This is a genomic window from Arthrobacter sp. TmtSoilC51 (assembly GCF_055388015.1).
This window is the reverse complement of record NZ_AP035877.1, coordinates 4,932,022-4,953,807: the sequence shown is the minus strand read 5'-3', so window position 1 is coordinate 4,953,807 and position 21,786 is coordinate 4,932,022. Positions and strand designations below refer to the sequence as shown.

Genomic DNA, 21,786 nt, shown 5'->3' with positions numbered 1-21,786 from the left:
CGTGGCCACCTCAACCGTGAGCGACTGGAAAGTGCCCACCCGGACTACCGGCTTGGTGTTGATTTGTTGCTGGCTCGCAATCCTCGCTGAGGGTTACGACGTCGGCGTCCTGGGAGCCGTGCTTCCTGCCCTTGCCGAGTACAAGGAATGGAACCTGAGCCCGCTGGCCCTTGGTGGTCTGGGATCATATGCCTTGATCGGCATGCTTATTGGAGCCCTGTTCATCGGAACGCTCAGCGACCTTGTGGGCCGCAAGAAGATGCTGCTGGCGTCCATGGTGATCTTCACCCTCACCCAGGCCGGTGCAGCGTGGGCTCCTACGCCTGAGCTGTTCGGACTCTTCCGGCTCATCGGCGGACTGGGCATGGGCGGCGTCATCCCCGTTGCCGCGGCCTTGACCATCGAGTACTCAGCTCCAAACAAGCGTTCCTACAACTATGGCCTCATGTATTCCGGCTACTCGCTGGGCATCGTTGCGGCCGCGCTTGCTGCGATGTTTGTGCTGCCGGTTGGCGGGTGGCGTGCCGTGATCGCTATTGGTGCCGCGCCCATTGTCCTGCTGCCGATCATTTGGAAGTTCCTCCCGGAATCGTTGGAGTACCTCGAGTCCAAGGGGCGTAAAGAGGAGGCCACTACCCTGGCTGCAAAGTTGGAGATCGCCGATTACCAGCCGGTTGCGGTGGTGGCACAGGCCGGTTCGCGCAGCGCCGATCCGTGGTGGAAGACCATCACCACGATGTTCTCCCTGAAGTACCTCCGCTCCACCGTCTTCTTCTGGATCTCGCTGTTCTGCGGCCTGGTACTCGTTTATGGGCTCAACACCTGGCTGCCGAGCATCATGAAGAAGGCCGGCTACGATCTCGGCTCTTCCCTGACGTTCCTGTTGGTCTTCAGCCTGGCTTCGGCTATCGGCGGCCTGCTCCTGGGCCGTGCGGCGGACAAGTACGGCAAGAAGCTCATCCTGGTGGTGTTCTACATTCTGGGTGGCTTGGGCATCATGCTGCTCGTCTTCCCCAACACCATGGTGGTCAACCTGCTGTTCGTGGCCTTTGCGGGGGTTGGGTCCATCTCCACTTCCCTGGTCCTCACCGGCTACATCGCTGACTACTACCCGGCGAAGGTTCGCGGTACCGCCACGGGTTGGGCTCTCAGCTTCGCCCGCTTGGGTGCCATCTCCGGACCTTTGATCGGCGGCTGGATTGCAGGTTCCAAGCTGCCCTTTGAGGCCAACTTCGCGATCTTCGCCGGCATCGCATTGGTGGCCGCAGCCGCCGTCGCAATGATTCCGAAGCCGCAATCCGAGGCGACGGTTATTCCGTCCAAGGCTGCAGCTGGAAGCACGGACCCGGACGACGAGACCGCCGCAGTCGGCACCCGCTAGGAGAATCATGGACGCGTTTCCTGAAGCGAGCGTTGAGCGGACGGTCGAGTGGGTGGACACCGATGCCTCCGGCCACCAACACAATTCGGCCATCCTCCGATGGGTGGAAGCCGCCGAGGCAGAACTCTTCCGCTCCTTGGAGCTGCCCGACTACTTCCCCAACGCTCCGCGCGTCCAGCAGGTGATCAATTACAAGGCGAAGCTGTGGTTCGGCCAGCGCGTCACCGCTACGGTGAAAATCCACGCACTCGGCCGAACCTCGCTGACCATGGCCTTCGAGGTCAGGGGCCACCCGCTTGAAGATGCTGTCCATGGAACGTCCGACGGCGTCACCCACCAAGGTGCCTCGTCGGACGGCAGCGATGTGGCCGCCTTCGGGACGGTCACCACGGTCCACGTCCCCAATGGCACCACCGCCGCGCAGCCCTGGCCGGAGCATTTCGTCCGGGCTGTGCGGTTTGCTGGCTAGCCCCCGCGAGATGGCATTTAAGGCCCATGTTGCAGCTCAACATGGGCTGTGGAGTCTCATGACTTAATGGACACTTCTGTCTCAGGACATCGTGGACAGTGTGTCTCGGGACATCGTGGGCACTTGTGCGGGTTTTGCTCGTTCCATGAGCGAACTCAAACCCGATATGAAGGTCCGGTATCTTGTCGCCTCGTGGCCTGAGGAGAGTCCTCGAGGTGCCGTGGCAGCCTTCTGCCGCGAGCACAACGTCTCACGGTCTTGGTTCTATAAGGTCAGGGCCGCTGCGGTGTCGGGTGGGCCGGCACAAGCGATGGCTATGCGTTCGACCAAGCCACGTACCAGCCCTAACGCTACTCCCGCAGGGGTCACCGCGTTGGCTTTGCATGTGAGGGAAGCGTTGGAGGCCCAAGGCCATGACCATGGGCCTTTGAGCGTTCAGGCAAGGATGCGCCGGGACGGTGTGGAACCGCCGTCCCGGGCAACGCTTGCCCGGCTCTTTACCAAGGCCGGCATGGTGGTTCCGGAGCCGCGGAAGAAGCCTCGAAGCGCTTACCGCCGGTTCGTATATCCCGCACCGAACTGTTGCTGGCAGATCGACGCCACGGAATGGCAGCTGGAAAACGGGCGGAAGGTTGTGATTTTCCAGCTCATTGATGATCATTCACGCTTGGCCTTGGCGTCACTGGTTGCGGCCGGAGAAACGAGCGAAGCGGCCCTGCGGGTGGTCAAACATGCCATCAGTAAACACGGGGTTCCCCGGAAGTTTCTCTCCGACAACGGCATGGCCCTGAACCCCACACGCAGGGGACGAAGCGGGGCATTGGTGGACTACCTGAGATCTCTCGGAGTCGAACCGATCACGGGCAAGCCCTACAAGCCCACCACCCAGGGCAAGAACGAACGATTCCACCGCACACTGCACCGGTTTCTGCACAAGCAAAAACCGGCTTCAACGATCAAGGATCTTCAAGCCCAGGTCGACACCTTCGACCACTACTACAACACCGAGCGTGAACATCAGGCACTGCCGGCCCGAATGACTCCCCAACAGGCTTGGGAAGCCACCGAGAAAGTGCCCGCCCCCTCGGTCCCCGTGATCTCTGAGATCAAAACCCAGATCCGGCGAACCGTACGAAGAACCGTCAGCCGCCTGGGCGTCGTCACGGTCGTGGGCACGCACTTCCAAGTAGGCAGAGACCGCGCCGGAGAAACAATCCACATCCTCTACGACGCACAACGCATCATGTTCTTCGACGGGCACGGAACCGAAATCATTTCCCATCCGCGCCCGCCAAGAGGAACCAAATACATAGGCAACAACAAACCCCGCGGCTTCATGGCGAACCAAGTGTCCACGACGTCATGAGACATACAGTGTCCACGAAGTCCTGAGACTCGAAGTGTCCTCAATGTCCTGAGACATGACACAGCTCAACATGGGCCTTAAATGTCATCTCGGTGATCCATGGCGCACCTATGATGAACATGACTGGCGCCTTACCCAGGCGCGGAAATGAGGATCCTTCAATGTTCGCCGTCCCGGCACCCCCGGTGCGCCATCAGCAACTCCTGGTTACCATCTTCGGTCTCTACGGCAGGAACGCTGGGGATGCGTTGCCGGTCTCCGCACTGGTTTCGATGCTCGGTACCCTCGGCTATGACGCGCCAGGTGTGAGGTCGTCGGTTTCCAGGCTTAAGGCCAAGGGTGTCCTGAAGAGCGTCCGCGAAGGCGGCATTGCCAAGTACAAGATCTCTGAATCGGTGAGCGACGTCTTCCGGGAAGGTGATCGGAGGATCTTCGCCCCGGAGCAGCCAGCGCCCGTGGATACCTGGGTGCTCGCCGTGTTCTCCGTCCCAGAGTCGATGCGGAACCGCCGTCACCAGCTGAGGTCCGCTTTATCCAGCCTGGGATTTGGATCGGTGGCGTCCGGTGTGTGGATCGCGCCGGCCCACAAACTGGAGCAAGCCCGGGAACGCCTCACAGCGGGCGGGCTCATCGAATTCGTAGATCTCTTCCGCAGCGACTACGTTTTCGATGGCCCCATGCGGCCCAAGATCTCCGAGTGGTGGGATCTCAAGGAACTCGATGAACAATTCACGGAGTTCCTTGAGATCTACCGGGGCGCCGAGCAGCAGTGGATTGGCCTGGTGGGCGATGACCCTGAGGCTGCCTTGGCTGATTCCACTGCAGAGGTGCGCCGCGATGCTTTCCGTTACTACATCCCGATGCTCACCTTGTGGCGAAAGTTTCCCTACCGCGACCCAAACCTGCCGGCGGACTACCTTCCGCCCGAATGGCACGGACCGGCAGTCCGCCGGACTTTCCAGGCAGTGCACCGCCTCGCGGCGCCCCTCGCTGCGGCGCACGCCCATGAGGTCATCAGCGAAGCCTTGGACCCTGTCCTTACCTAGTTGTTGGTTCCGGCTCAGTCCTTGGTCCGGGGCGTGCCGATGATGCCGAAGATTTCCCCCTGCGGTGCCTGCAGGATTGCCATCCTTCCCATCGGGCTGTCCGTGAGAGGCATCAACGCCGAAGAGCCGAGTTCCAAGGCCGTTGCGGCAGTTCGATCTACGTTGTCGCTGGCAAACCAGGCCAACCAGTGGTTCGGGACGCCCTCGGCAATTTCGGTGTCGTGATGAATGCCGCCCACTTCGCGGCCATCGGAAGGCCGCTTGAGGGTTGAGTAAATGAACCCATCCTGATCGACGTCGTGGTAGCTGAAGCCAAAGACATCCGCATAGAAGGACCGGGCCACCTCGTAATCGCGGGTGTGGAGTTCGTTCCAGCACAATGCACCGTGTTCATTGACGCGCTCCGCTCCGATATGGCTTCCCGCCTCCCAGATGCCAAAGACCGCGCCGACACTGTCCGCAGCAATTGCCATTCGCCCGGAATCCATCACATCAAAGGGGGGAGCAATGAGTTGGCCGCCAGCCGCTGCTACCTCTTTGGCCGTGGTGTCTACGTTGTCCGAGGCAAGATAGGTGGTCCAGACGGTCGGCATGTTGGGATCCTGTTTGGGGCCAAGTCCCGCAACTGCATGTCCGTCGAGTTGGGCCAGCAGGTAGCCCCCGGCCTCCTCGTCGCCGGAGAGGTAGTTCCAGCCAAACAGCTCCGTGTAGAAGGACTTCGCGGCAGGGAGATCATCGACGCCCAGATCCACCCATGTGGGTGTTCCTGCAGGCCATTTCTCTTTGTGGGTAGACATAGCAACTCCTCGGTTTTGGGGCTGATTAGGCATGGCCGCCTCCTCGGATGCCCTATGCGCCGGGCTTCCGGGAGGCAGCCACTCATAATGTGCGTGCAGCCTCCAATTCGTGCTGCGATTCGCGTCCCCAAATCTTGCTTGCCCTTCGTGGTGTGGAAGCGCCATAGCAGCACACATAAAGGAGGCGGCAGGCGTAAGCCGCCTGCCGCCGTCGTGCGTATTGCTTTAGATGGTGCGCGTCGCCTTGGCAAGGTTGTCGCGGAGTTCGACGGCGGTCTGCCGGATTACGTAGGCGGGACGGTCGCGCTCAACCCGCCAACTGTCCTCAAGTGGCCCGATGTTGACGGTATCGAAACCGAACTCGTCGTACAGCCTGGTCACGAGCTCGGCGGCCTCCGGGAAGTCGCTGGCTGTTGCCAGTGCGCGGCGGTTGGGCGTGCCGGCCGGTGTGCCATCGGTAGTGATGTCTTTTGCGAAGATGTGGTTGAAGCCCTTGGCTACCTTGGATGTGGGCAGGTGTTTCTGGAGCAGGCCCGAGGTGGTGGCCTCGCCGTTATCGAGCGCGGGAATGCGACCATCGCGCTCCCAGTAATAGTTGTTGGTGTCGATGACGATCTTGCCTTCGAGCGGCTCTGCCGGGATGTCCTGATAATTCTTCAGGGGAACGGTCACGACGGCGAAATCACCCGCCGCTGCTGCCTCGGCTGCCGTCGCGGCCCGGGCCCGCGGCCCGAGTTCTGTGACCAGTTCCGCGAGGGTCTCCGGCCCCCGTGAATTGCTGATCACGACGTCGTAGCCAAGTTCCACTGCCTTACGTGCCACTTGGCTGCCAATGTGTCCTGCACCGATGATTCCGATTGTTGTCATATTCAGGCCAACAAGATGTTGCAGACGCGTATTTCCGGCGTTACGGAATATGTCGGAGCCATGAGCCGGTTTCCGCGCAGGAGAACGGTAAGTAGACTTACTAAATGTCTACTCCGGCGAACCCCAGCTCCAAGAAACATGGTGTCCTCTTTGACGTCGATGGGACGTTGATCGACTCCAGCTACTTCCATGCCTTCGCCTGGTGGCAGGCGTTCAGGAGGGAGGGCTTGGATATCCAGATATCCGACATTCATCGCTGCGTCGGAATGGGTGGCGACAAGCTGGTTCAACACCTGGTTCCGGACTGCCCGGAAGACATGCAAGAGGAACTGAAATCCGCTCACGGGGCTGTGTTTTCGACGTTCTGGCCGTCACTGCGCGCCTTCGATTCCGCGCGCGACCTACTTGCGGCTTGCTCCGACTCCGGACTGGCGGTTGGGCTGGCATCGTCAGCCCAAGAGCGCGACCTTGATGTCAGCAGGCGGCTCCTCGACGCCGGCGGGTCCATCGACGCGTGGACCAGCTCGAATGACGCGAACGAAAGCAAGCCCGCCCCGGATATCCTCCTGGCGTGCTTGAAGAAGCTGGAACTCGAGCCAGCGGACGTCGTGTTTGTTGGCGATGCGGTCTGGGACGTAAAGGCTGCTGGAGCAATTGGCGTTCCCGCTATAGCCCTGACCTGCGGTGGCATCAGCGAGGCAGAACTCCGCGACGCAGGCGCCGCAGAGGTCTACGACAATCCGCGGCACCTGCTGGAGAATCTGGAAAGCAGCGCCATTGGACGGCTGACGGCGGGGACACTCCGCGCTTAGGAGGCACCACCGCCCGCCCCACAGTGTTGAGTAGCATTGCCCCCAATTGACCAGCAATGGAAGGAAATCGCGTCATGCAGCAGTACGTCGTCCTGCAAGTGATCCTTAAGGAGAAACTGTTGGGAACCGGTTCGGGCAATCTGACCTCTCTGGAGAAGGCCATCAACGATCAGGCCGCGAAGGGCTACCGGCTCCACACCATAACCACGTCGAGCAGCGGGAGCAAGGGGCTCGGCGGCGGGGACCGGATCCAGGCGACGATGGTGTTCGAGCGCCTCGGATAAGTGGACTTTGAGAAACGAGCTGCCGCGTCTCGATGGCGGGGCGTCCGGTTCCAAGGAAGTGGGACAACGAGTAAACGGTTGGTTGCGCCCGGTGTTTTTGAGGGTCTGCGGCAGGTAGGTGCGGGTCTCCGTGCGGGCTCAGGTGGGTGATGCCGTCATGGTGCGCTCAAGACTGAGGCCACGGCTTTGCCCAACTGTTCGGTGCTGGCATTACCGCCCATGTCGGGGGTGAGAGCGTCTGTTCCGCTGGCGAGGATGGTTTCCATGGCGGTTGTGATGGCGGCCGCGGCGTCTGGTTCTCCCAGGTGGTCGAGCATCATCGCGGCGCACCAGATCTGCCCGATGGGATTGGCGATGCCCTTGCCCGCGATGTCCGGGGCGGAGCCGTGGACGGGTTCGAACAGGCTGGGGAATTTGCGCTCGGGATTGATGTTGCCGCTGGGGGCGATGCCGATGGTCCCAGTGCAGGCAGGTCCGAGGTCGGAGAGGATGTCGCCGAACAGGTTGCTGGCAACGACGACGTCGAACCAGTCCGGGTGCATGACGAAGTTAGCGGCCAGAATGTCGATGTGGTACTTATCGACCTTCACGTCGCTGAACATCGCGGCCATTTCCTGGACGCGTTCATCCCAGTAGGGCATGGTGATGGAGATGCCGTTGCTCTTAGTAGCAGAAGTCAGGTGCTTTTTGGGCCGGCTCTGGGCCAGATCAAAGGCGTACTTCAGGATCCGGTCCACGCCGGTGCGGGTCATGACGGTTTCCTGGATGACCGTTTCGCGGTCTGTTCCCTCGAACATCTTCCCGCCGATGCTGGAATATTCACCCTCGGTGTTTTCGCGCACCACATAGAAGTCGACGTCACCGGGGACCCTGCCGGCCAAGGGGCTGGGCACGCCGGGCAGAAGCCTGACCGGGCGCAGGCTGACGTACTGGTCAAAGTGTCGCCGGAACTGCAGGAGGCTGCCCCAGAGCGAAACATGGTCAGGGACAACGTCGGGCCAGCCGACGGCACCGAAGAAGATGGAATCGAACTGGTTCAGGTCTTCAAACCATCCCTCTGGCAGCATTTTCCCGTGGCGGGTGTAGTAGTCAGCTGAGGCGTAGTCGAAGTGCTCGTACGTCAGGTTCAGATCGAAAGCTGAGGCTGCAGCGTCCAGGACGCGGAGCCCTTCGGGCACGACTTCGGTGCCGATTCCGTCGCCGGGAATGACTGCGATGCGGTGGGATTTCGACATCAGGATCCTTCTTCGTCGTTAGTGTGTGGTTAGCGGTCGACCGGGTGAGCCGGTTCACGGTTTTCGAGGACGTCGATCACGGCGTGAGCTGCGGCAAGACCCGCCCGCGTCCGGGCCTGGACTGTTTGTCCGGCGAGGTGGGAGGTGATGTACACGTTCTCCAGGCGGTGGAGGGGGCTGTCGGCCGGGAGGGGTTCATTGTCGAGAACGTCCAAGGCGGCGCCGGCTATGCTGCCATTGCAGACTGCCTTGGCCAGGGCCTCTTCGTCCACGAGTGAGCCGCGGGAGGTGTTGATCAGGACGGCGGTGGGTTTCATCGCTTGCAGCCGGGGTGCGTCGATGAGTTGACCTGTGCTGTGGCCTGCCCGGGTGTGAAGGGAGAGGTAGTCGGCGCTGCCGATGACGGTGTCGAGGTCGGTGAACCGGACGGCGGTGTTGTCGGGATCGGGGTGGCTGGTGCTGACCAGGACGGTCATGCCCAGGGCGATGCCGAGGTTTGCCGTGGCGCGTCCGCTGGGGCCGTAGCCGATGATGCCCAGGGTTGAGCCGCGCAGCTCGCGGCCTGCATCGCGTGGCCAGCGGCCTTCACGGACTGCGGTGGTGACTTCCAGGAGACGGCGGGCGGCCGTGATGATCAGCCCGATGGTTAGTTCAGCGACTGAATGGTGGTTTGTTCCGGGCGCGTTGCAGACCCTGATGCCGAGGGCGGAGGCGGCCTTGACGTCGATGGAGTCATACCCCACGCCACTGCGGGCAATGACTTGCAGGCAGTCCGCGCCGGCGAGCATGTCTGAGGTGACGGGTTCGCTGGCGAGGATGGCTCCGGAGATGCCCTCGAACAACGAGTTGCGTTCCATAACGGACCTGGGTCCTTGGGCTGGTGCGTAGACCGGGTCGAGTCCGTGCTCGCGCAGGAGATGGTCGACGGCGTCTCCCGGGCGGAGGTAGTCAGTGGTGATCAAGATGCGGACGGCCATGGCGCGGTATTTCCTATGGTGGTTGTTATGGATGCGCTGTGCCCAGCGGCAGGGAGGGCTTGGGGGTTCACGCGGCCAGGGCCGCCGCGGCGCGCGGCGGCCCTGGGATGTGCGGGTTAGTGGACGTCGATTTTGTCGGCTTCCACCGGTTCCAGTGTTTTTGATTCGAGCTTGTTCTTCTTCTGGCCTGAGGCGTGCAGGGCCTTGCGGGCCTGGACAGGGTCGAAGTCCTTTTCCCATTTGCCGACGACGACGGCTGCCATCGCGTTGCCGAGGACGTTGATGAAAACGCGGCCTTCGTTCAGGAGCCGGTCGATGCCGACGATCAGGGCGAGGGCGGCCAGCGGAATGCCGCCGACCGAGCTGAGGGTGCTGGCCAGGACGATGAATGCGCCGCCTGCGATGCCGGCTGTGCCCTTGCTGGTCAGCATCATGACACCGACCATGACCAGCTGCTGTTCCCAGGAGAGGTCCATGCCGACAGCCTGGGCCAGGAACACTGAAGCCATGGTCAGGTAGACGGCGGAACCGTCGAGGTTGAAGGAGAACCCGGAGGGAATGACGATGCCCACGGTCGACTTGCCTACGCCCATGGCTTCGAGCTTCTTAATCAGTTGCGGGAGGACAGCTTCGCTGGAGCAGGTGCTCAAGGCGATGAGCAGTTCAGCCTTGAAGTAGCGCATGACTGTGAAAATGTTCATCCCGCACGCTTTGGCGATGGCGCCCAGGACGACTACGACGTAGACGATGCAGGTGGCGGTGAACAACAGGACCAGGATGCCCAACTGCTGCAGGCTTTGGGTCCCGTAGTTGGCTGTCACCGCGGCGAGGGCGCCGAACGTGCCGATCGGGGCCAGTCGCATGACCCAGTTGACGATCTTGAAGATCACGGTGGAAAGGGCCTGGATGCCCTTGGTCAGGAACTGGCCGGATTCTCCGGAGACGTTCATGGCAGCTCCGAAGACGATGGAGACCATCAGCGCTGCAATGATGGTGTGCCCGGTCAGGGCACCGAGGAGTGACTCAGGGATGATGTTGTTGACGAATTCAAGACCGTCGAAGCCCTTGGACGCGGCGGCCGGAACCTTGCTCGAATCCAGCTTGGCGGGGTCGATGTTCATTCCGGCACCGGGCCGGAAGACGTTGGCCACGACCAAACCGATCAGCATGGATACCAGGGACAGTGCGATGAAATAGCCCAGCGCCTTGACCCCGATGCGACCGGCTTTCCGGAGACTGTCCATCGAAGCGATGCCCAGGGAGACGACGCAGAACACCACGGGGATGACGATCATCTTTACCAGGGCGATGAACCAGTCGCTCAGTGGTGTCAGTTGCTTGCCGACCGAGGGCAGCAGCAGCCCGACGGCGATGCCCAGGACGGCCCCCAGGACGACTTGGAACCAAAGTTCACGCATCAACCGGCCGAACCGGGAACGCTGCTTGGGTGCTGGGGACTGGGTGTTCTTAAGGGAGTGAGACGACATCTTGGGTGCTCCTTTGCACGTCAGACTGGGGGGAAGATGAGAGGTGCGGTCCCGGGCAGTTCCTGCCCGGGACCGGGCACGGTCAAGTGGTCTAGTCGTGCAGTGCGCGCAGAACCTTGTAGAACTCGGCCTTGCCTTCCAGGCCGATACCGGGCAGGTCGCCGGGGGCTACGCGGCTGTTGACGATCACAGCGTCGTCGGTGAAGCCGCCGGTGGGCTGGAACTCGCCCGGGTAAGACTCGTTGCCGCCAAGCTTCAGCGCAGCCGCGATGTGCAGGGAGAACTGGTGCCCGCCGTGGGGGATGCAGCGGCGGGAGGACCAGCCGTGCTGGGCCAGCATGTCCTGGATGCGGCGGTATTCGGTCAGGCCGTAGCTTAGCGCCGGGTCGACCTGGATGAAGTCGCGGTCCGGGCGCATGCCGCCATAGCGGATGAGGTTGCGGGCATCCTGGAGGGAGAAAAGGTTCTCGCCTGTCGCGATCGGGTTCTTGTAGTGCTCAGAGAGCGCAGCGTTGAGGGCGTAGTCCAGCGGGTCGCCGACTTCCTCGTACCAGAACAGTCCGTACTTATCGATGGCCTTGCCATATTCCAGTGCGGTGTCCAGGTCGAATTTGCCGTTCACATCCACCATCAACCGGGACGCGTCGCCGTCGAGGACCTCGATCACAGCGTCGATGCGGCGGAGGTCTTCGGCCAGATCGGCGCCGCCGATCTTCATCTTGACGATGTTGTAGCCCTGGGCCAGGAATCCACGCATTTCGTTCTGGAGGTCTTGCAGGGTCTTCCCGGGGGCGTAGTAGCCACCTGCGGCGTAAACGAAGACATCCTTGTCGGGGTTGCCATCGCCGTAGTGGTCCGAGATCCAGCGGTAGAGCGGGACGCCGGCGATCTTCGCGGCCAAGTCGTGCAGCGCCATGTCGGCGACACCGACGGCGACGGAGCGTTCGCCGTGGCCGCCTGGCTTTTCGTTGGACATCATGATGTCCCAGGCCTTCTGCGGCGAGAGCTGGCCGTCTTCATCCAGAAGGTCCTCTGCCGGGGCGTCGAGCAGGCGCGGAAGGATGCGGTCTTCCAAGATGCCGGTCGCGTTGTAACGGCCGTTGGAGTTGAATCCGTACCCCACCAAGGGCTTACCGTCGACGAACACGTCGCTGACAAGGGCGATGATGGTGCAGTCCATCTTGGTGAAGTCAATAAAGGCGTTCCGGATCGAGGAACTGATGGGGATGGTGCCTACGTGGGCGGAAACGATTTTCATCTTTGAACCTCTCCTGAGCTGGATTTTCTTATTTCTTATAAGACTCGATCCAGGGCCAGGCCGATGGCGGTCCGAAACAGAAGAACTTGGAACAAATATCTTATAAGAACTTGGGTCCAAGGCTAGCCCCGCGGTGACGGGGAGCACAAGTCCTGGAGGAAAATTCTTATAAGATGTTCACAACGGCCTATACTGTGCATGAGGGGCCCAGTACCCCGATGAGGGATTCGGAGCTTCAGATGAACACCACCAACGTCTTTTCCAGCAAGGGCAGCCTGGCGTACAACGAACTCCGTCAGTTGATCCTCTCCGGCGGTCTTGCCCCTGGCTCGCGGATCTCCCAGTACGAGCTGGCCGACAACATGCAAATGAGCATCACCCCTTTGCGTGAAGCGATCCGCCGGCTTTCAAGCGAGGGCCTGATCATCATGGACACCCACCGCGATTCCAAGGTGGCCACAATGAGCGCCTCCGAGGCGCGTGAACTCCTTGAGGTCCGCCTCTCACTTGAACCATCGGCAACGGAACTGGCAGCCTCACGCCGGACTGACGCTGATATTGCCGCGATGCGCTCGGCGGCCGAAAAGCTCCTGCCTGTTACCCGGGTCTGGGGCGAGGATGCGATCACCGTGCACAGGGAATTCCATCGGGCCGTCTACGCCGCCTCGCACAACGACGTCATGATCAAGCTCCTGGATGACCTGTGGGACAAGTCCGACCGCTATCGCCGCATCGGCCTCGAACTCCCCTCCGGGGACGAGCCCCGCACGATCGACTTGAACCAGCACCACCAGATCCTCGAGCTCATCATCGCCGGCGACGGCGCAGGCGCCGCCGAGCTCGCACGCACCCACATTGCCAACAGCCTCACAGCCTCGGTAACCGGAGCCCTGGAGGAACGCGAAAACGTCCAGTCGCCGTCCATGGAGAAAACCTCCTAGTATCCGCCGACTTCATTCTCGTTCCTGGGGCTCCGGTTCGTCTTAGAGTTGCTCGTCCCGCACTTCCTCGTTCCGGCCACGTCCACGAACCGCCCAGATGATCAGCGCAATGACGATGATCGCAGCAACAGCGGCCAGGATCCACGGCGTGACGTCGGTCCGGGTTTGTTCCTGGGGCTCGGACTCTCCGGTCCCCGGGTTGGCGGGTCCGCTGCTTGCCGGATTGGACGTGGTTTGCCCGCCGGATGAAGGAGCTGGGTTTGTGGGTGTTGCCGTTGACGGGCCGGAAGGGTTGCTGGGCGAGGCCGACGGCGTGGGAGTGGTGGCAGCTACGTGGCCTTGTAAGGCGGCCGGGTTTGCTGCGTTTGCTGCTGCCGCGGCGGATAGCAGGGACCCGGTGAAGAGGGCCAGGGCCAGGGTGGTCAGGGCTAGTCTACGAAGCATCGTTTCTCCTACGGGATAGGGCGTGTTCGCGAATCCTCATAGTAGTAAGCATACTGACCAATGAGAGGCTAGCGCGTGAGCTTGGCCGAATCAGGTTCCTTATCGCCGATATGGCCCGGAGCGTTGGCAGCGAGGACACGTTGCACGAACGCGCTGTATTCCGCCATATAGTGGCGCAGCAACCCGGCGGTTCCTTCGTCCTTAACCGAGCCGTCGTCGTCGTACGCGTCCGCGACGAAGCGGATGTAAGCCTCCGGTGCATTCAGCTGCGGCGCGTCGAGGAAGCTGAGGACGCTGCGCATCGAGGACTGCATCACCGCGGTTCCGATGCCTCCCGGCGATGCGCCGATGATGCCGGTGGGCTTCCGGGCGAAGGAGTTGGTGCCCCACGGCCGGGATCCCCAGTCGATGGCGTTCTTCAAAGCGCCTGGAATGGAGCGGTTGTACTCGGGGGAGACGAACAAGATGCCGTCCGATGCGGCGATCGCATCCTTCAATTCCCTGCCGGCAGGCGGAAAGTCGGAGTCGTAGTCGGAGCTGTACAACGGGAGGTCCCGAATGGCGATCTCATGGAATTCCAGTTCCGGAGGCGCCACGCTGATGAGCGCCTTGGAGAGGACCCGGTTGATGGAGGTACTTGAGAGGCTTCCGACGAAATAGCCGATCTTGAATGTGTCCATAGCGGCGTTCCTTCCCGACGGCACGGCCGGAACCGGCTCGTCGACGGTGTGGTGGCTGGTTGCCCCAGCTTCCACCGACCCTAATGGACTTGTCCACATAGCGCACCCCCTACTCCCGTCCGGACCCTTGCGGCCATAGACTCGTGCCAACTGGTTTCTGGAGAGTTCCGGAAGAGGGGTGGCGGGTGAAAGCAGGCATAGCGCGCGAGGTGCTCGACGGTGAGCGCCGGGTCGCAGCCACGCCCGAAACTGTCAAGCAATTGACGGGTTTGGGCCTTGAAGTGGAGATCGAATCCGGTGCGGGGCTTGCCTCAGGGCACAGCGACGACGATTACCGGCAGGCCGGCGCTTCTGTTGTGCAGTCCTTGGATCTCGGATTGTTGGACGTTTACTGCCATGTGCGTCCCATGGAACCGTCGACGGCGGGAGCCCTCCGCCGGGGTTCAGTCACTGTTGGATTGGGGTCGCCGTCGTCGGAGTTGCCAACGGTCCGGGCGCTCGCCGCGGGTGGCATCACATCGTTTGCCCTGGAACTGGTTCCCCGGATCTCCCGGGCCCAGTCCATGGACGCCCTCACCTCACAGGCTCTCGTAGCCGGATACCGCTGTGTCCTTGAGGCCGCGACGCGACTGCCACGGTTCTTCCCCTTGTACATGACTGCGGCCGGGACCATTCCGCCGGCCCGTGTCCTGGTGCTGGGCGCAGGTGTGGCCGGGCTTCAGGCCATCGGGACCGCCAAGAGGCTTGGCGCGCGGGTTTCAGCCAACGACATCCGCCCGGCGTCGGCAGACGAAGTGGCTTCCATGGGCGGAACTTTCATTAAGCTGGACCTCGAAACAGCTGAGGCCTCAGGCGGGTATGCTCGCGAGCTCAGCGCAGACAGGGGCGCCCTGCAGCGCGCTCTCCTGACCCCCCACGTAGCGCAGGCAGATGTCCTCATTACGACGGCCGCCGTTCCCGGAAGGCGCGCACCGCTTCTTGTGAGCCGTGAAATGGTCCAAGGGATGCGCCCCGGATCCGTAGTGGTGGATCTGGCTGCCGAGTCGGGGGGAAACGTGGAAGGCAGCATCCCCGGGCAGGACATCCATATCCCCACCGCTGATGGGCAAGGTGAGGTGACGTTGGTGGGGCTCAAGGACCCGGCGTCTGCGATGCCGGCGGATGCCTCGCGCTTGTTTGCCAAGAATGTGGCCAACCTGATCGCACTAATGACCCGGGAGGGAGTGGTGGCACCGGACTTTGAGGACGAGGTGGTGGCGGGTACCTGCCTCACCCACGACGGCGAGGTGCGGCACGCACCAACAGCTGAAGCACTCACGGCGCTGGCCGGCGAGACTGGCCCCTTTGGCAGTGCCCATTCAGCGGCCAACCTTGGCAGTGAAGGAGCGCATTGATGGATGGCATGAGCCTGCTGACGATCACCGTGCTGGCGGTTTTCGTGGGCTTCGAGGTGGTCTCCAAGGTGTCCAGTACCCTCCACACGCCCCTGATGTCCGGGGCAAACGCGATCCACGGAATCATCCTGGTGGGTGCCATCATCGTCGCTGGACAAGCCTCTGATCCGTGGGTATTGGCCGTCGCCCTGCTGGCCGTCGTCCTTGCCACGGCCAACCTCGTGGGCGGATTCGTGGTGACCGACCGCATGCTGGAGATGTTCCGTGGGAGGCAACGGCCGCCGTCGTCAGTTATCGCATCTGATGATGCGGCTAAGGAGCGCCGCCCGTGACTCTTCTGGATCCCACGTGGACGGCTCTCCTTTACCTCGCAGCGGCCGCATGTTTCATCCTTGCTTTGAAGGGACTCAATTCCCCGCGGACTGCACGGCGCGGAAACCTCATTGGTGCATTCGGTGCTTTGTTGGCCGTGGTTACTGTGTTCGTCTCGGTGAAGCTGGACAACGTTCCTTGGATTCTTGGGGCAATCGCCGTGGGCTCGGTGGTGGCCGCACCCGTGGCCCGGCGTGTTCAGATGACACAGATGCCCCAACTCGTGGCCCTGTTCAACGGTGTGGGTGGCGGTGCCGCCGCCCTGGTGGCCTTGCTGGAACTCTCGCATACAGGTGACGCGTGGGTTCGCTTGGCTATTGTGTTCACGCTGCTGGTCGGGGCGGTTTCCTTTGCGGGTTCTGGAGTCACCTTTGCCAAACTGCAAGGGCTGATGACCACCAGGCCGGTGACATTCCCGGGCCTGCCGGTGCTGATGGCCGTGGTGCTGCTGGCCGCAGTGGGCGCTGGGGTAGTGGTGATACTGAATGGTGCATTGTTGCTGGCGCTGGGGCTGCTGATCCTTGGTCTTGTGGCCGGTGTCCTGCTGGTGCTCCCGGTCGGCGGCGCCGACGTCCCCATTGTCATCTCGCTGCTCAACGCCTTCACTGGATTGGCCGTGGCGGCGTCCGGGTTGGTGCTTGGCAACGTACTCCTGGTGGTGGCCGGAACGCTTGTGGGAGCGTCAGGCACCATTCTCACCCGGGCCATGGCCGCCGCCATGGGCCGCAGCGTTGCGGGCATCATGTTCGGTGCCTTCAAGGGTGGCTCCACGGCTGGGTCCACCGCCGTGAGTGAGCGCCCGGTCAGATCCTCCAGCCCGGAAGATGTCGCGGTGCTGCTCGGCTACGCCCAGCGGGTGATTATCGTTCCCGGATATGGCTTGGCTGTGGCGCAAGGCCAGCACACAGCCGCTGAGTTGGCCTTGGCTTTGGAGGCCCGCGGGACCGAGGTGGACTTCGCCATCCATCCTGTGGCTGGACGCATGCCCGGGCACATGAACGTCCTCTTGGCCGAGGCCAACGTGCCCTATGAATCGCTGAAGGAAATGAGCGACATCAACCCGGAATTCAAGACTGCCGACGTCGCCTTGGTGGTGGGCGCCAACGACGTCGTCAACCCTGCAGCCAAGACCACATCAGGGTCTCCGATCTACGGAATGCCCATCCTGGAAGTAGCCGACGCCCGGCAGGTGGTATTCCTCAAGCGTTCCATGCGGCCTGGATTCGCGGGCATCGAAAACGAACTTCTCTATGAGCCTCAGACCACTTTGCTGTTCGGCGACGCAAAGGATTCGTTGACCAAGGTGTTGGGAGCAGTGAAGGGCCTGTAGGAGGCGCACCCCCAATTTCGGCGTGCATTTTCGCGTCATATCCGGGCTCGCAGAGCCACATCTTTTGTACAGAAGTCTGCCCAGACGGCGACTGCGGAAAGATGCATGGCGAGGAGTCAGCGATTGCACGACGATATGAAGTATTCGACCCCCGATTCCCGCTTCGACAAACCACAAAGCAAGAGGGTGACGGATTGGAGGCCACTCGTTGGCCAGGATGTGCAAATCTGGCGTGGCAACAAGATCGTGGACCAAGGCCGGGTGGAGGCCGTGACTGCCGACGGCAAAGTTCTATGGCTCAAACAACAGGGAGCAATAGAACGACGGCTGGTGATGAAGGAACCCGGAAGTGGGCTTCGGATACGGCTCATCCCCTGAATCCTTGGAGGGCGCCGGGCACTGGCTCTTCCCGGTCATCCGCCGCCGTCCTAAGCTGAACCGTACGAGTTACCCAACCCATGCCGAACCGCCACATCGAAGCGAGGTTGCGCCATGACCGTGAAACTCAACAAGAAAGCCTTCGACAACGCGAAGCACCTGATCCGTGACGGCAAGGTGGTCAAGGACGTCCGGGATGACTGGAGTGAGCACGCCCCGTCCACCAAGGACGAGAATGAGTTCCTGGAGAAGGATGGCCAGGCCGAGTACTCCAAGTGGTATCTCGGCGTGGACGACGACCATCCGGCCGATCAAAAGGGCCACTACAAATTCCCTATCGGCGACTTCAAGAAGATCCACAGATGCGCGGTCATCTCTGCCGAAAGTCGGGCTGCCCAGAACGACTACGACGACATCCGCGATGCCCTCGGCAAGCTGCTCGAACGCATCGATGAGGACAACAAAGACTAGGCCACGGCGTCAGCCAACAAGCGGCCCCACTTGGCGTCGAGCAGCGGTGCGCCAGCGAGTTTGAGCGCATGCCAGAGCGTCACGGCAACCGAGTCGAGCACGGGAACGCCGGTCCGGGCCTCCACCTCGGCCGTGATGTTGGCTCCGTAAAGATTGGTGCACAGGTAGACCAAGGCATCCGGGTGGGCGGCGGCCAGTTCAAGGGAACCCGGCAGCATCTCCTCATCGGTGACTCGACCAAAGGATTCGTTATCCGTCAGGTCTAGGTGCCGGTGATCGATCGTCTTGATGCCTTCCCTGGCGTAGGACCCGATTACGGCCTCATTCACGTCTGCCGTATAGGGCGTGAACAATCCGATTCGCTCGGTGCCAAAGGTGGAAAACGCGTCCAAGTAGGCGAGCGTGGACGTGGTGGCCGGTATGCCGGTGGCGTCGGTGATCTCACTGACCAAGGCATGATCGTGGGAAGCGCCAAGCCAGGATCCGGAGGTGCCGTTCCAGGCAATGACGTCCACATTCGCTGTGGCCAGCAACTCGGCGGCGGCACGCATTACCGATGAATCAAATTGCTTGTCCGAGGAGTCGTCCAGGGCGATCCGCGTGACCGGTATGCGGGTTGAATGGATGGTTACATCCTGGCGATCACCCAGGATCCGGTACGTCTGCGGCTCAAGGCAAGTGTTGGAGGACGGCACGATCATGCCGATGCGGATGGGGCGGTTGTTTGAAGGCATGGTTGCTCCTAGGCGCTGAGGGATTCGGCAGAGGGAATGACAGGAACAGAGAGTGCGTCGCGGTGTTCCGTGAAGCCATTGCGGGACACGAAGCGACCCACCGCACCGGGATCGTGGAAACCTGCTTCGTCAAGGACCACTCGTCCAGCGGAGATCACTGCTGCGGGCCAGCCATTGAGCGTCTTCCCCTCAAAAGGCGAGAAATCAGTCCCCATGTGCAGCGCACCGCCGTCGACGGTTTGCTGGAAGGCGGGATCAAAGATCACGAGGTCGGCGTCGAAGCCTTCCACGATCGCGCCCTTGCGCGGCACTGCGTTGATCCTGGCGGGGCCGGCGGAGAAGACCTCAACGAACTCCTCCACAGAACCACCCGATTCAGTGACCAATGCAGTGAACGTCACGGGCATGCGCGTCTCGACGCCGGGGAGGCCGTGGGGCATATAGCGGACGTCGTCCGTGCGCTCGCGTTTTTGCGAGAGGTCGTAGCAGGAGTGGTCCGAGGAAACGGCGTGGATGGCCCCGGCGGCGAGGCGTTCCTTGAGGGCGGCCACCGTCTCGGCGCTCCGCATCGGCGGGCAGCAGGCGTACCACTCGGGGAACGTGGAAGCGTAGACGGTGTCATCCAGGGTCAGGTAATGCGGGCATGTCTCGGAGTACGCTTCCTGACCGCGCTCGCGGGCCTCGGTGACCAGGTCCACCGCACCCGGAGTGGACTGATGGACGAAATAGACGGGCGCTCCGGTGTACTCAGCCATCGCCAGGGTTTCCTTGACCGAGATCTCCTCGGCAAGCTCAGGCCGCGTACGGTGCAGGTGCTCGATGCCGATGCGGCCATCCGCGACGTGCTGCTCTGTGCAGTCGGTGATGATGGGATCATGCTCTGCGTGGATGTATGTGAGGCCATCCAAGCGCACCATTTCGCGCATCACCTTCAGGACGGTGTCGCCATCGGCCATGGTTGAACCGCGGTTGGTGGTGTACATCTTCACGGACCGGACACCCTCGGCCATGAGCTGCTCAAGCTGCCACGGCACCGTCTCATCCCACGTGACAACCGAGCCGTGCAAGGCAACATCGCAGCGGGACTCGGTGGCGAGCCGCTTCTTGTTCAGCACAGCTTCCAGCGGTGTCTCATGGGCATCGCGGGGGATGCCGAAATCGATGATGGTGGTGGTACCGCCCCACAGCGCAGCCGTTGATGTGGTCCGGTAGTCATCCAGAGTGCGGAATCGGCCCGTCACTTGGGCAACATGGCAGTGGCCATCGATGCCACCCGGAATGACCAGCTGGCCGTACGCTTCAATGGTCCGTGCTGCCGCGGGAATGGGTTCAGTAGCGTCAATGAGCTGGACGATGCGTCCGCTGTCCACTACTACGTGTGCCGCTTGCCGGCCGAAGCTGTTGACCACGGTGCCGTTGGCAATGACGAGATCGGGGAATTGGGACATCGTTGTCCTCCTTGTTCTTGGAAGTTTTAGCGGGCGGGCTGGCCGGACGTTGCCGGAACCGTCGCCGTGGAGAGGTGCGCCGACTGTGCTACGGTCAGGGCGGCGTCGAGGTTTTCCGAGAGACCGTGCCGGCGCTTGACCGGCGGCGCCGCGAACGAACCGCCGCGGTGAACACCGGACTTCAACGCGACCACGGCTTCAGTCATCCGGATTCCTGCGGAAATTCCGTCGACCACGGGCACCGGGATCTGTCCCTCAAGCTCGCGGGCGAGTCCGGCGAGGGGCGCACCTGCAAGGATCACGACGTCGGCGCCGTCCTCTGCGACGGCCTGCCGGCTAAGTGCCAGAAGGGTTTCCTTGAAGTCGGCCTGCACGGAGCCGATGGAGTTCAGGCTCTGGTTGATGGATCGGATGGAGGCGAGGCGGCCGGCAAAACCGAAGCGTTCCACGCAGTCGAGGTACCAGGCCTGGATACGGTCCGAGATGGCGATGATGGAGAAGCGCTGGCCTTGAAGTGCTGCCGCGCAGAGTGCGGCCTCCGTGATGCCGATGACCGGTACATCCACGAGTTCCTTCAGCGCAGGCATGCCGGGATCCCCGAAAGCAGCCACAACGACGCCGTCCACAGCGGCACCGCCGCGTTCCCGCCCAAGGCTGGCTCCGCCGTCGTGCGCGTATTCGGCGATCAGCTCGGCCACGGCGCCAGCGGCGATGAGCGACTCGAAGCGCGTTTCAATGTATTCCACGCCGTGCCCGGCGGTGCGCACGATCAGTTCGGTGTCCGGTCCTGCCGAACGCAGGGCCTCGGCCTCGATCAGTGCCGTGACGTCGTCACTGATGTTGGGGTTGGTGACCAGGAGTTTCATGATTTTTTCCGTTGCAGCTTGGGCTCAGCGTCGCTGGACTCCGGGAACTGCTCGCGGTACTTGCCGATGTGCGACGCCGATTGGGTAGCGGCGCGATCAGCGTCGCCGCTGGCGATTGCAGCGTAAAGGTCGCGGTGTTCCTGGATGAGTTCCGGGAGGTCGCTGACATGGCGGAACAGCCAGTGCATGCGTCCCTGGAGTGGTTCCAGCGCGGAGCGGAGAAAGTCGTTGTTGGCGATGGCCGTGATGGCATCGTGGAAATCGCTGTTGGCGCGGTGGGCTTCCAGGATGGAGCCCTTGGCCAGGCAGCGGTCGGCCTCGTCGAGCAGGCCAGCGAGGTGATGGAGGTCCTCGGCGGTGGCCCGCTTGGCTGCCAGCCGGCAGGCCAGGACTTCCAGGGATTGACGGACGTCGAAGAGGTCTTCAACGTCCTTGGGGCTTAGGCGACTGACCTCGGAACCGCGGCCAGAGCGATCGCGGATGAGTCCTTCCTGCCTCAGCATCCGGAGTGCTTCGCGGATGGGCAGGCGGGAAACGTTGAATTCGGCGGCGAGGTCCCGCTCCACCAGCCTGGTACCGGGCGCATAGTGCCCCTCAAAAATCCTGGAACGGAGCGTGTCACGCACTGACTCCCGGAGGGGGCGGTCAGTGATGCTCGTGTCTTCTGCGGCTAGCATTTCCAGCTCCATTTCTTGATGTGTGAGGCAGTGCGCCCGGCGACCAGGCGGGCTTCCGGCCGTCCGGCGGTT

At 62.2% G+C, this 21,786-nt stretch carries 24 protein-coding genes; 12 read left to right on the top strand and 12 right to left on the bottom strand.

Annotation, left to right across the window (positions count from 1 at the left end; translation table 11 throughout):
* The first annotated feature begins 1 nt into the window (after position 1).
* From ACZ5G6_RS22670 to ACZ5G6_RS22655, 4 genes are all read left to right on the top strand, one after another.
* A complete protein-coding gene (locus tag ACZ5G6_RS22670) occupies positions 2 to 1,381 on the top strand; it encodes an MFS transporter (RefSeq protein ID WP_498688332.1) in 1,380 nt (459 codons plus the stop codon).
* A gap of 7 nt (positions 1,382 to 1,388) precedes the next feature.
* Positions 1,389 to 1,850, top strand: a complete 462-nt coding sequence (locus ACZ5G6_RS22665) for an acyl-CoA thioesterase (protein ID WP_498688331.1) — start codon at positions 1,389 to 1,391, stop codon at positions 1,848 to 1,850.
* A gap of 145 nt (positions 1,851 to 1,995) precedes the next feature.
* The gene (locus ACZ5G6_RS22660; RefSeq protein ID WP_223933130.1) at positions 1,996 to 3,216 is read left to right on the top strand and encodes an integrase core domain-containing protein; all 1,221 of its coding nucleotides are present in this window, start codon (positions 1,996 to 1,998) and stop codon (positions 3,214 to 3,216) included.
* A gap of 110 nt (positions 3,217 to 3,326) precedes the next feature.
* Complete coding sequence (locus ACZ5G6_RS22655) at positions 3,327 to 4,262, top strand: PaaX family transcriptional regulator (protein ID WP_498688329.1); 936 nt, start codon at positions 3,327 to 3,329, stop codon at positions 4,260 to 4,262.
* 14 nt (positions 4,263 to 4,276) lie between these two features.
* Here the strand turns inward: ACZ5G6_RS22655 and ACZ5G6_RS22650 are convergent, their stop codons facing one another.
* On the bottom strand, positions 4,277 to 5,059 hold the full coding sequence (locus ACZ5G6_RS22650; protein WP_223935039.1) for a VOC family protein: 783 nt from the start codon (positions 5,057 to 5,059) through the stop codon (positions 4,277 to 4,279).
* 225 nt (positions 5,060 to 5,284) lie between these two features.
* Positions 5,285 to 5,926, bottom strand: a complete 642-nt coding sequence (locus ACZ5G6_RS22645) for an NADPH-dependent F420 reductase (protein WP_498688327.1) — start codon at positions 5,924 to 5,926, stop codon at positions 5,285 to 5,287.
* Between the two features lie 104 nt (positions 5,927 to 6,030).
* Between ACZ5G6_RS22645 and ACZ5G6_RS22640 the strand changes: the two genes are divergently transcribed.
* Both ACZ5G6_RS22640 and ACZ5G6_RS22635 read left to right on the top strand, forming a co-directional pair.
* Positions 6,031 to 6,738, top strand: coding sequence for an HAD family hydrolase (locus ACZ5G6_RS22640; RefSeq protein ID WP_223935037.1), 708 nt, complete (start codon positions 6,031 to 6,033; stop codon positions 6,736 to 6,738).
* 74 nt (positions 6,739 to 6,812) lie between these two features.
* Positions 6,813 to 7,022, top strand: coding sequence for a DUF4177 domain-containing protein (locus ACZ5G6_RS22635; protein WP_223935036.1), 210 nt, complete (start codon positions 6,813 to 6,815; stop codon positions 7,020 to 7,022).
* A gap of 155 nt (positions 7,023 to 7,177) precedes the next feature.
* Here the strand turns inward: ACZ5G6_RS22635 and ACZ5G6_RS22630 are convergent, their stop codons facing one another.
* From ACZ5G6_RS22630 to ACZ5G6_RS22615, 4 genes are all read right to left on the bottom strand, one after another.
* The gene (locus ACZ5G6_RS22630; RefSeq protein ID WP_223935035.1) at positions 7,178 to 8,257 is read right to left on the bottom strand and encodes a tartrate dehydrogenase; all 1,080 of its coding nucleotides are present in this window, start codon (positions 8,255 to 8,257) and stop codon (positions 7,178 to 7,180) included.
* Between the two features lie 29 nt (positions 8,258 to 8,286).
* Complete coding sequence (locus ACZ5G6_RS22625; protein ID WP_223935034.1) at positions 8,287 to 9,234, bottom strand: phosphoglycerate dehydrogenase; 948 nt, start codon at positions 9,232 to 9,234, stop codon at positions 8,287 to 8,289.
* Positions 9,235 to 9,350: 116 nt separating this feature from the next.
* On the bottom strand, positions 9,351 to 10,721 hold the full coding sequence (locus ACZ5G6_RS22620) for a cation:dicarboxylate symporter family transporter (RefSeq protein WP_498688319.1): 1,371 nt from the start codon (positions 10,719 to 10,721) through the stop codon (positions 9,351 to 9,353).
* Positions 10,722 to 10,812: 91 nt separating this feature from the next.
* On the bottom strand, positions 10,813 to 11,979 hold the full coding sequence (locus ACZ5G6_RS22615; RefSeq protein WP_223935032.1) for a mandelate racemase/muconate lactonizing enzyme family protein: 1,167 nt from the start codon (positions 11,977 to 11,979) through the stop codon (positions 10,813 to 10,815).
* 239 nt (positions 11,980 to 12,218) lie between these two features.
* On the opposite strand from ACZ5G6_RS22615, the gene ACZ5G6_RS22610 reads away from it, so the two are divergent.
* Positions 12,219 to 12,920 carry a GntR family transcriptional regulator gene (locus tag ACZ5G6_RS22610; protein WP_223935031.1) on the top strand — a complete coding sequence of 234 codons (702 nt, stop codon included), beginning with the start codon at positions 12,219 to 12,221 and terminating at the stop codon, positions 12,918 to 12,920.
* 42 nt (positions 12,921 to 12,962) lie between these two features.
* Here ACZ5G6_RS22610 and ACZ5G6_RS22605 read toward each other — a convergent pair whose 3' ends face one another.
* Entirely contained in the window at positions 12,963 to 13,364 is a 402-nt protein-coding gene (locus ACZ5G6_RS22605; RefSeq protein WP_223935030.1) for a membrane protein FAM174 family protein, read from the bottom strand.
* Between the two features lie 68 nt (positions 13,365 to 13,432).
* A complete protein-coding gene (locus tag ACZ5G6_RS22600; protein ID WP_223935029.1) occupies positions 13,433 to 14,044 on the bottom strand; it encodes an NADPH-dependent FMN reductase in 612 nt (203 codons plus the stop codon).
* A 185-nt stretch (positions 14,045 to 14,229) separates the two neighbouring features.
* Between ACZ5G6_RS22600 and ACZ5G6_RS22595 the strand changes: the two genes are divergently transcribed.
* From ACZ5G6_RS22595 to ACZ5G6_RS22575, 5 genes are all read left to right on the top strand, one after another.
* Positions 14,230 to 15,438, top strand: coding sequence for a Re/Si-specific NAD(P)(+) transhydrogenase subunit alpha (locus ACZ5G6_RS22595; RefSeq protein ID WP_223935028.1), 1,209 nt, complete (start codon positions 14,230 to 14,232; stop codon positions 15,436 to 15,438).
* Complete coding sequence (locus tag ACZ5G6_RS22590; RefSeq protein WP_223935027.1) at positions 15,438 to 15,770, top strand: NAD(P) transhydrogenase subunit alpha part 2; 333 nt, start codon at positions 15,438 to 15,440, stop codon at positions 15,768 to 15,770. The genes ACZ5G6_RS22595 and ACZ5G6_RS22590 overlap by 1 nt, the downstream gene beginning before the upstream one ends.
* A complete protein-coding gene (locus tag ACZ5G6_RS22585) occupies positions 15,767 to 17,140 on the top strand; it encodes an NAD(P)(+) transhydrogenase (Re/Si-specific) subunit beta (protein WP_498688314.1) in 1,374 nt (457 codons plus the stop codon). Before ACZ5G6_RS22590 ends, ACZ5G6_RS22585 begins: the two co-directional genes overlap by 4 nt.
* A gap of 135 nt (positions 17,141 to 17,275) precedes the next feature.
* Positions 17,276 to 17,518, top strand: coding sequence for a hypothetical protein (locus tag ACZ5G6_RS22580; RefSeq protein WP_498688312.1), 243 nt, complete (start codon positions 17,276 to 17,278; stop codon positions 17,516 to 17,518).
* A gap of 114 nt (positions 17,519 to 17,632) precedes the next feature.
* Positions 17,633 to 17,989, top strand: a complete 357-nt coding sequence (locus tag ACZ5G6_RS22575) for a hypothetical protein (RefSeq protein WP_223935024.1) — start codon at positions 17,633 to 17,635, stop codon at positions 17,987 to 17,989.
* Here ACZ5G6_RS22575 and ACZ5G6_RS22570 read toward each other — a convergent pair.
* The 4 genes from ACZ5G6_RS22570 to ACZ5G6_RS22555 are packed head-to-tail and all read right to left on the bottom strand — an operon-like array spanning position 17,986 to position 21,714.
* The gene (locus ACZ5G6_RS22570; protein ID WP_498688310.1) at positions 17,986 to 18,723 is read right to left on the bottom strand and encodes a maleate cis-trans isomerase family protein; all 738 of its coding nucleotides are present in this window, start codon (positions 18,721 to 18,723) and stop codon (positions 17,986 to 17,988) included. The genes ACZ5G6_RS22575 and ACZ5G6_RS22570 overlap by 4 nt on opposite strands.
* Positions 18,724 to 18,731: 8 nt before the next feature.
* The gene (locus ACZ5G6_RS22565) at positions 18,732 to 20,171 is read right to left on the bottom strand and encodes an amidohydrolase family protein (RefSeq protein WP_498688309.1); all 1,440 of its coding nucleotides are present in this window, start codon (positions 20,169 to 20,171) and stop codon (positions 18,732 to 18,734) included.
* 26 nt (positions 20,172 to 20,197) lie between these two features.
* A complete protein-coding gene (locus ACZ5G6_RS22560; protein ID WP_498688307.1) occupies positions 20,198 to 21,037 on the bottom strand; it encodes an aspartate/glutamate racemase family protein in 840 nt (279 codons plus the stop codon).
* Entirely contained in the window at positions 21,034 to 21,714 is a 681-nt protein-coding gene (locus ACZ5G6_RS22555; RefSeq protein ID WP_498688305.1) for a GntR family transcriptional regulator, read from the bottom strand. Before ACZ5G6_RS22555 ends, ACZ5G6_RS22560 begins: the two co-directional genes overlap by 4 nt.
* Between the last annotated feature and the right edge of the window lie 72 nt (positions 21,715 to 21,786).

Bases quoted from the DNA above. Each gene is read 5' to 3' on its own strand.
- ACZ5G6_RS22665 (WP_498688331.1), top strand. From the start codon at position 1,389: ATGGACGCGTTTCCTGAAGCGAGCGTTGAGCGGACGGTCGAGTGGGTG.
- ACZ5G6_RS22660 (WP_223933130.1), top strand. From the start codon at position 1,996: ATGAGCGAACTCAAACCCGATATGAAGGTCCGGTATCTTGTCGCCTCG.
- ACZ5G6_RS22655 (WP_498688329.1), top strand. From the start codon at position 3,327: ATGATGAACATGACTGGCGCCTTACCCAGGCGCGGAAATGAGGATCCT.
- ACZ5G6_RS22650 (WP_223935039.1), bottom strand. From the start codon at position 5,059: ATGTCTACCCACAAAGAGAAATGGCCTGCAGGAACACCCACATGGGTG.
- ACZ5G6_RS22645 (WP_498688327.1), bottom strand. From the start codon at position 5,926: ATGACAACAATCGGAATCATCGGTGCAGGACACATTGGCAGCCAAGTG.
- ACZ5G6_RS22640 (WP_223935037.1), top strand. From the start codon at position 6,031: ATGTCTACTCCGGCGAACCCCAGCTCCAAGAAACATGGTGTCCTCTTT.
- ACZ5G6_RS22635 (WP_223935036.1), top strand. From the start codon at position 6,813: ATGCAGCAGTACGTCGTCCTGCAAGTGATCCTTAAGGAGAAACTGTTG.
- ACZ5G6_RS22630 (WP_223935035.1), bottom strand. From the start codon at position 8,257: ATGTCGAAATCCCACCGCATCGCAGTCATTCCCGGCGACGGAATCGGC.
- ACZ5G6_RS22625 (WP_223935034.1), bottom strand. From the start codon at position 9,234: ATGGCCGTCCGCATCTTGATCACCACTGACTACCTCCGCCCGGGAGAC.
- ACZ5G6_RS22620 (WP_498688319.1), bottom strand. From the start codon at position 10,721: ATGTCGTCTCACTCCCTTAAGAACACCCAGTCCCCAGCACCCAAGCAG.
- ACZ5G6_RS22615 (WP_223935032.1), bottom strand. From the start codon at position 11,979: ATGAAAATCGTTTCCGCCCACGTAGGCACCATCCCCATCAGTTCCTCG.
- ACZ5G6_RS22610 (WP_223935031.1), top strand. From the start codon at position 12,219: ATGAACACCACCAACGTCTTTTCCAGCAAGGGCAGCCTGGCGTACAAC.
- ACZ5G6_RS22605 (WP_223935030.1), bottom strand. From the start codon at position 13,364: ATGCTTCGTAGACTAGCCCTGACCACCCTGGCCCTGGCCCTCTTCACC.
- ACZ5G6_RS22600 (WP_223935029.1), bottom strand. From the start codon at position 14,044: ATGGACACATTCAAGATCGGCTATTTCGTCGGAAGCCTCTCAAGTACC.
- ACZ5G6_RS22590 (WP_223935027.1), top strand. From the start codon at position 15,438: ATGGATGGCATGAGCCTGCTGACGATCACCGTGCTGGCGGTTTTCGTG.
- ACZ5G6_RS22580 (WP_498688312.1), top strand. From the start codon at position 17,276: ATGAAGTATTCGACCCCCGATTCCCGCTTCGACAAACCACAAAGCAAG.
- ACZ5G6_RS22575 (WP_223935024.1), top strand. From the start codon at position 17,633: ATGACCGTGAAACTCAACAAGAAAGCCTTCGACAACGCGAAGCACCTG.
- ACZ5G6_RS22570 (WP_498688310.1), bottom strand. From the start codon at position 18,723: ATGCCTTCAAACAACCGCCCCATCCGCATCGGCATGATCGTGCCGTCC.
- ACZ5G6_RS22565 (WP_498688309.1), bottom strand. From the start codon at position 20,171: ATGTCCCAATTCCCCGATCTCGTCATTGCCAACGGCACCGTGGTCAAC.
- ACZ5G6_RS22560 (WP_498688307.1), bottom strand. From the start codon at position 21,037: ATGAAACTCCTGGTCACCAACCCCAACATCAGTGACGACGTCACGGCA.
- ACZ5G6_RS22555 (WP_498688305.1), bottom strand. From the start codon at position 21,714: ATGCTAGCCGCAGAAGACACGAGCATCACTGACCGCCCCCTCCGGGAG.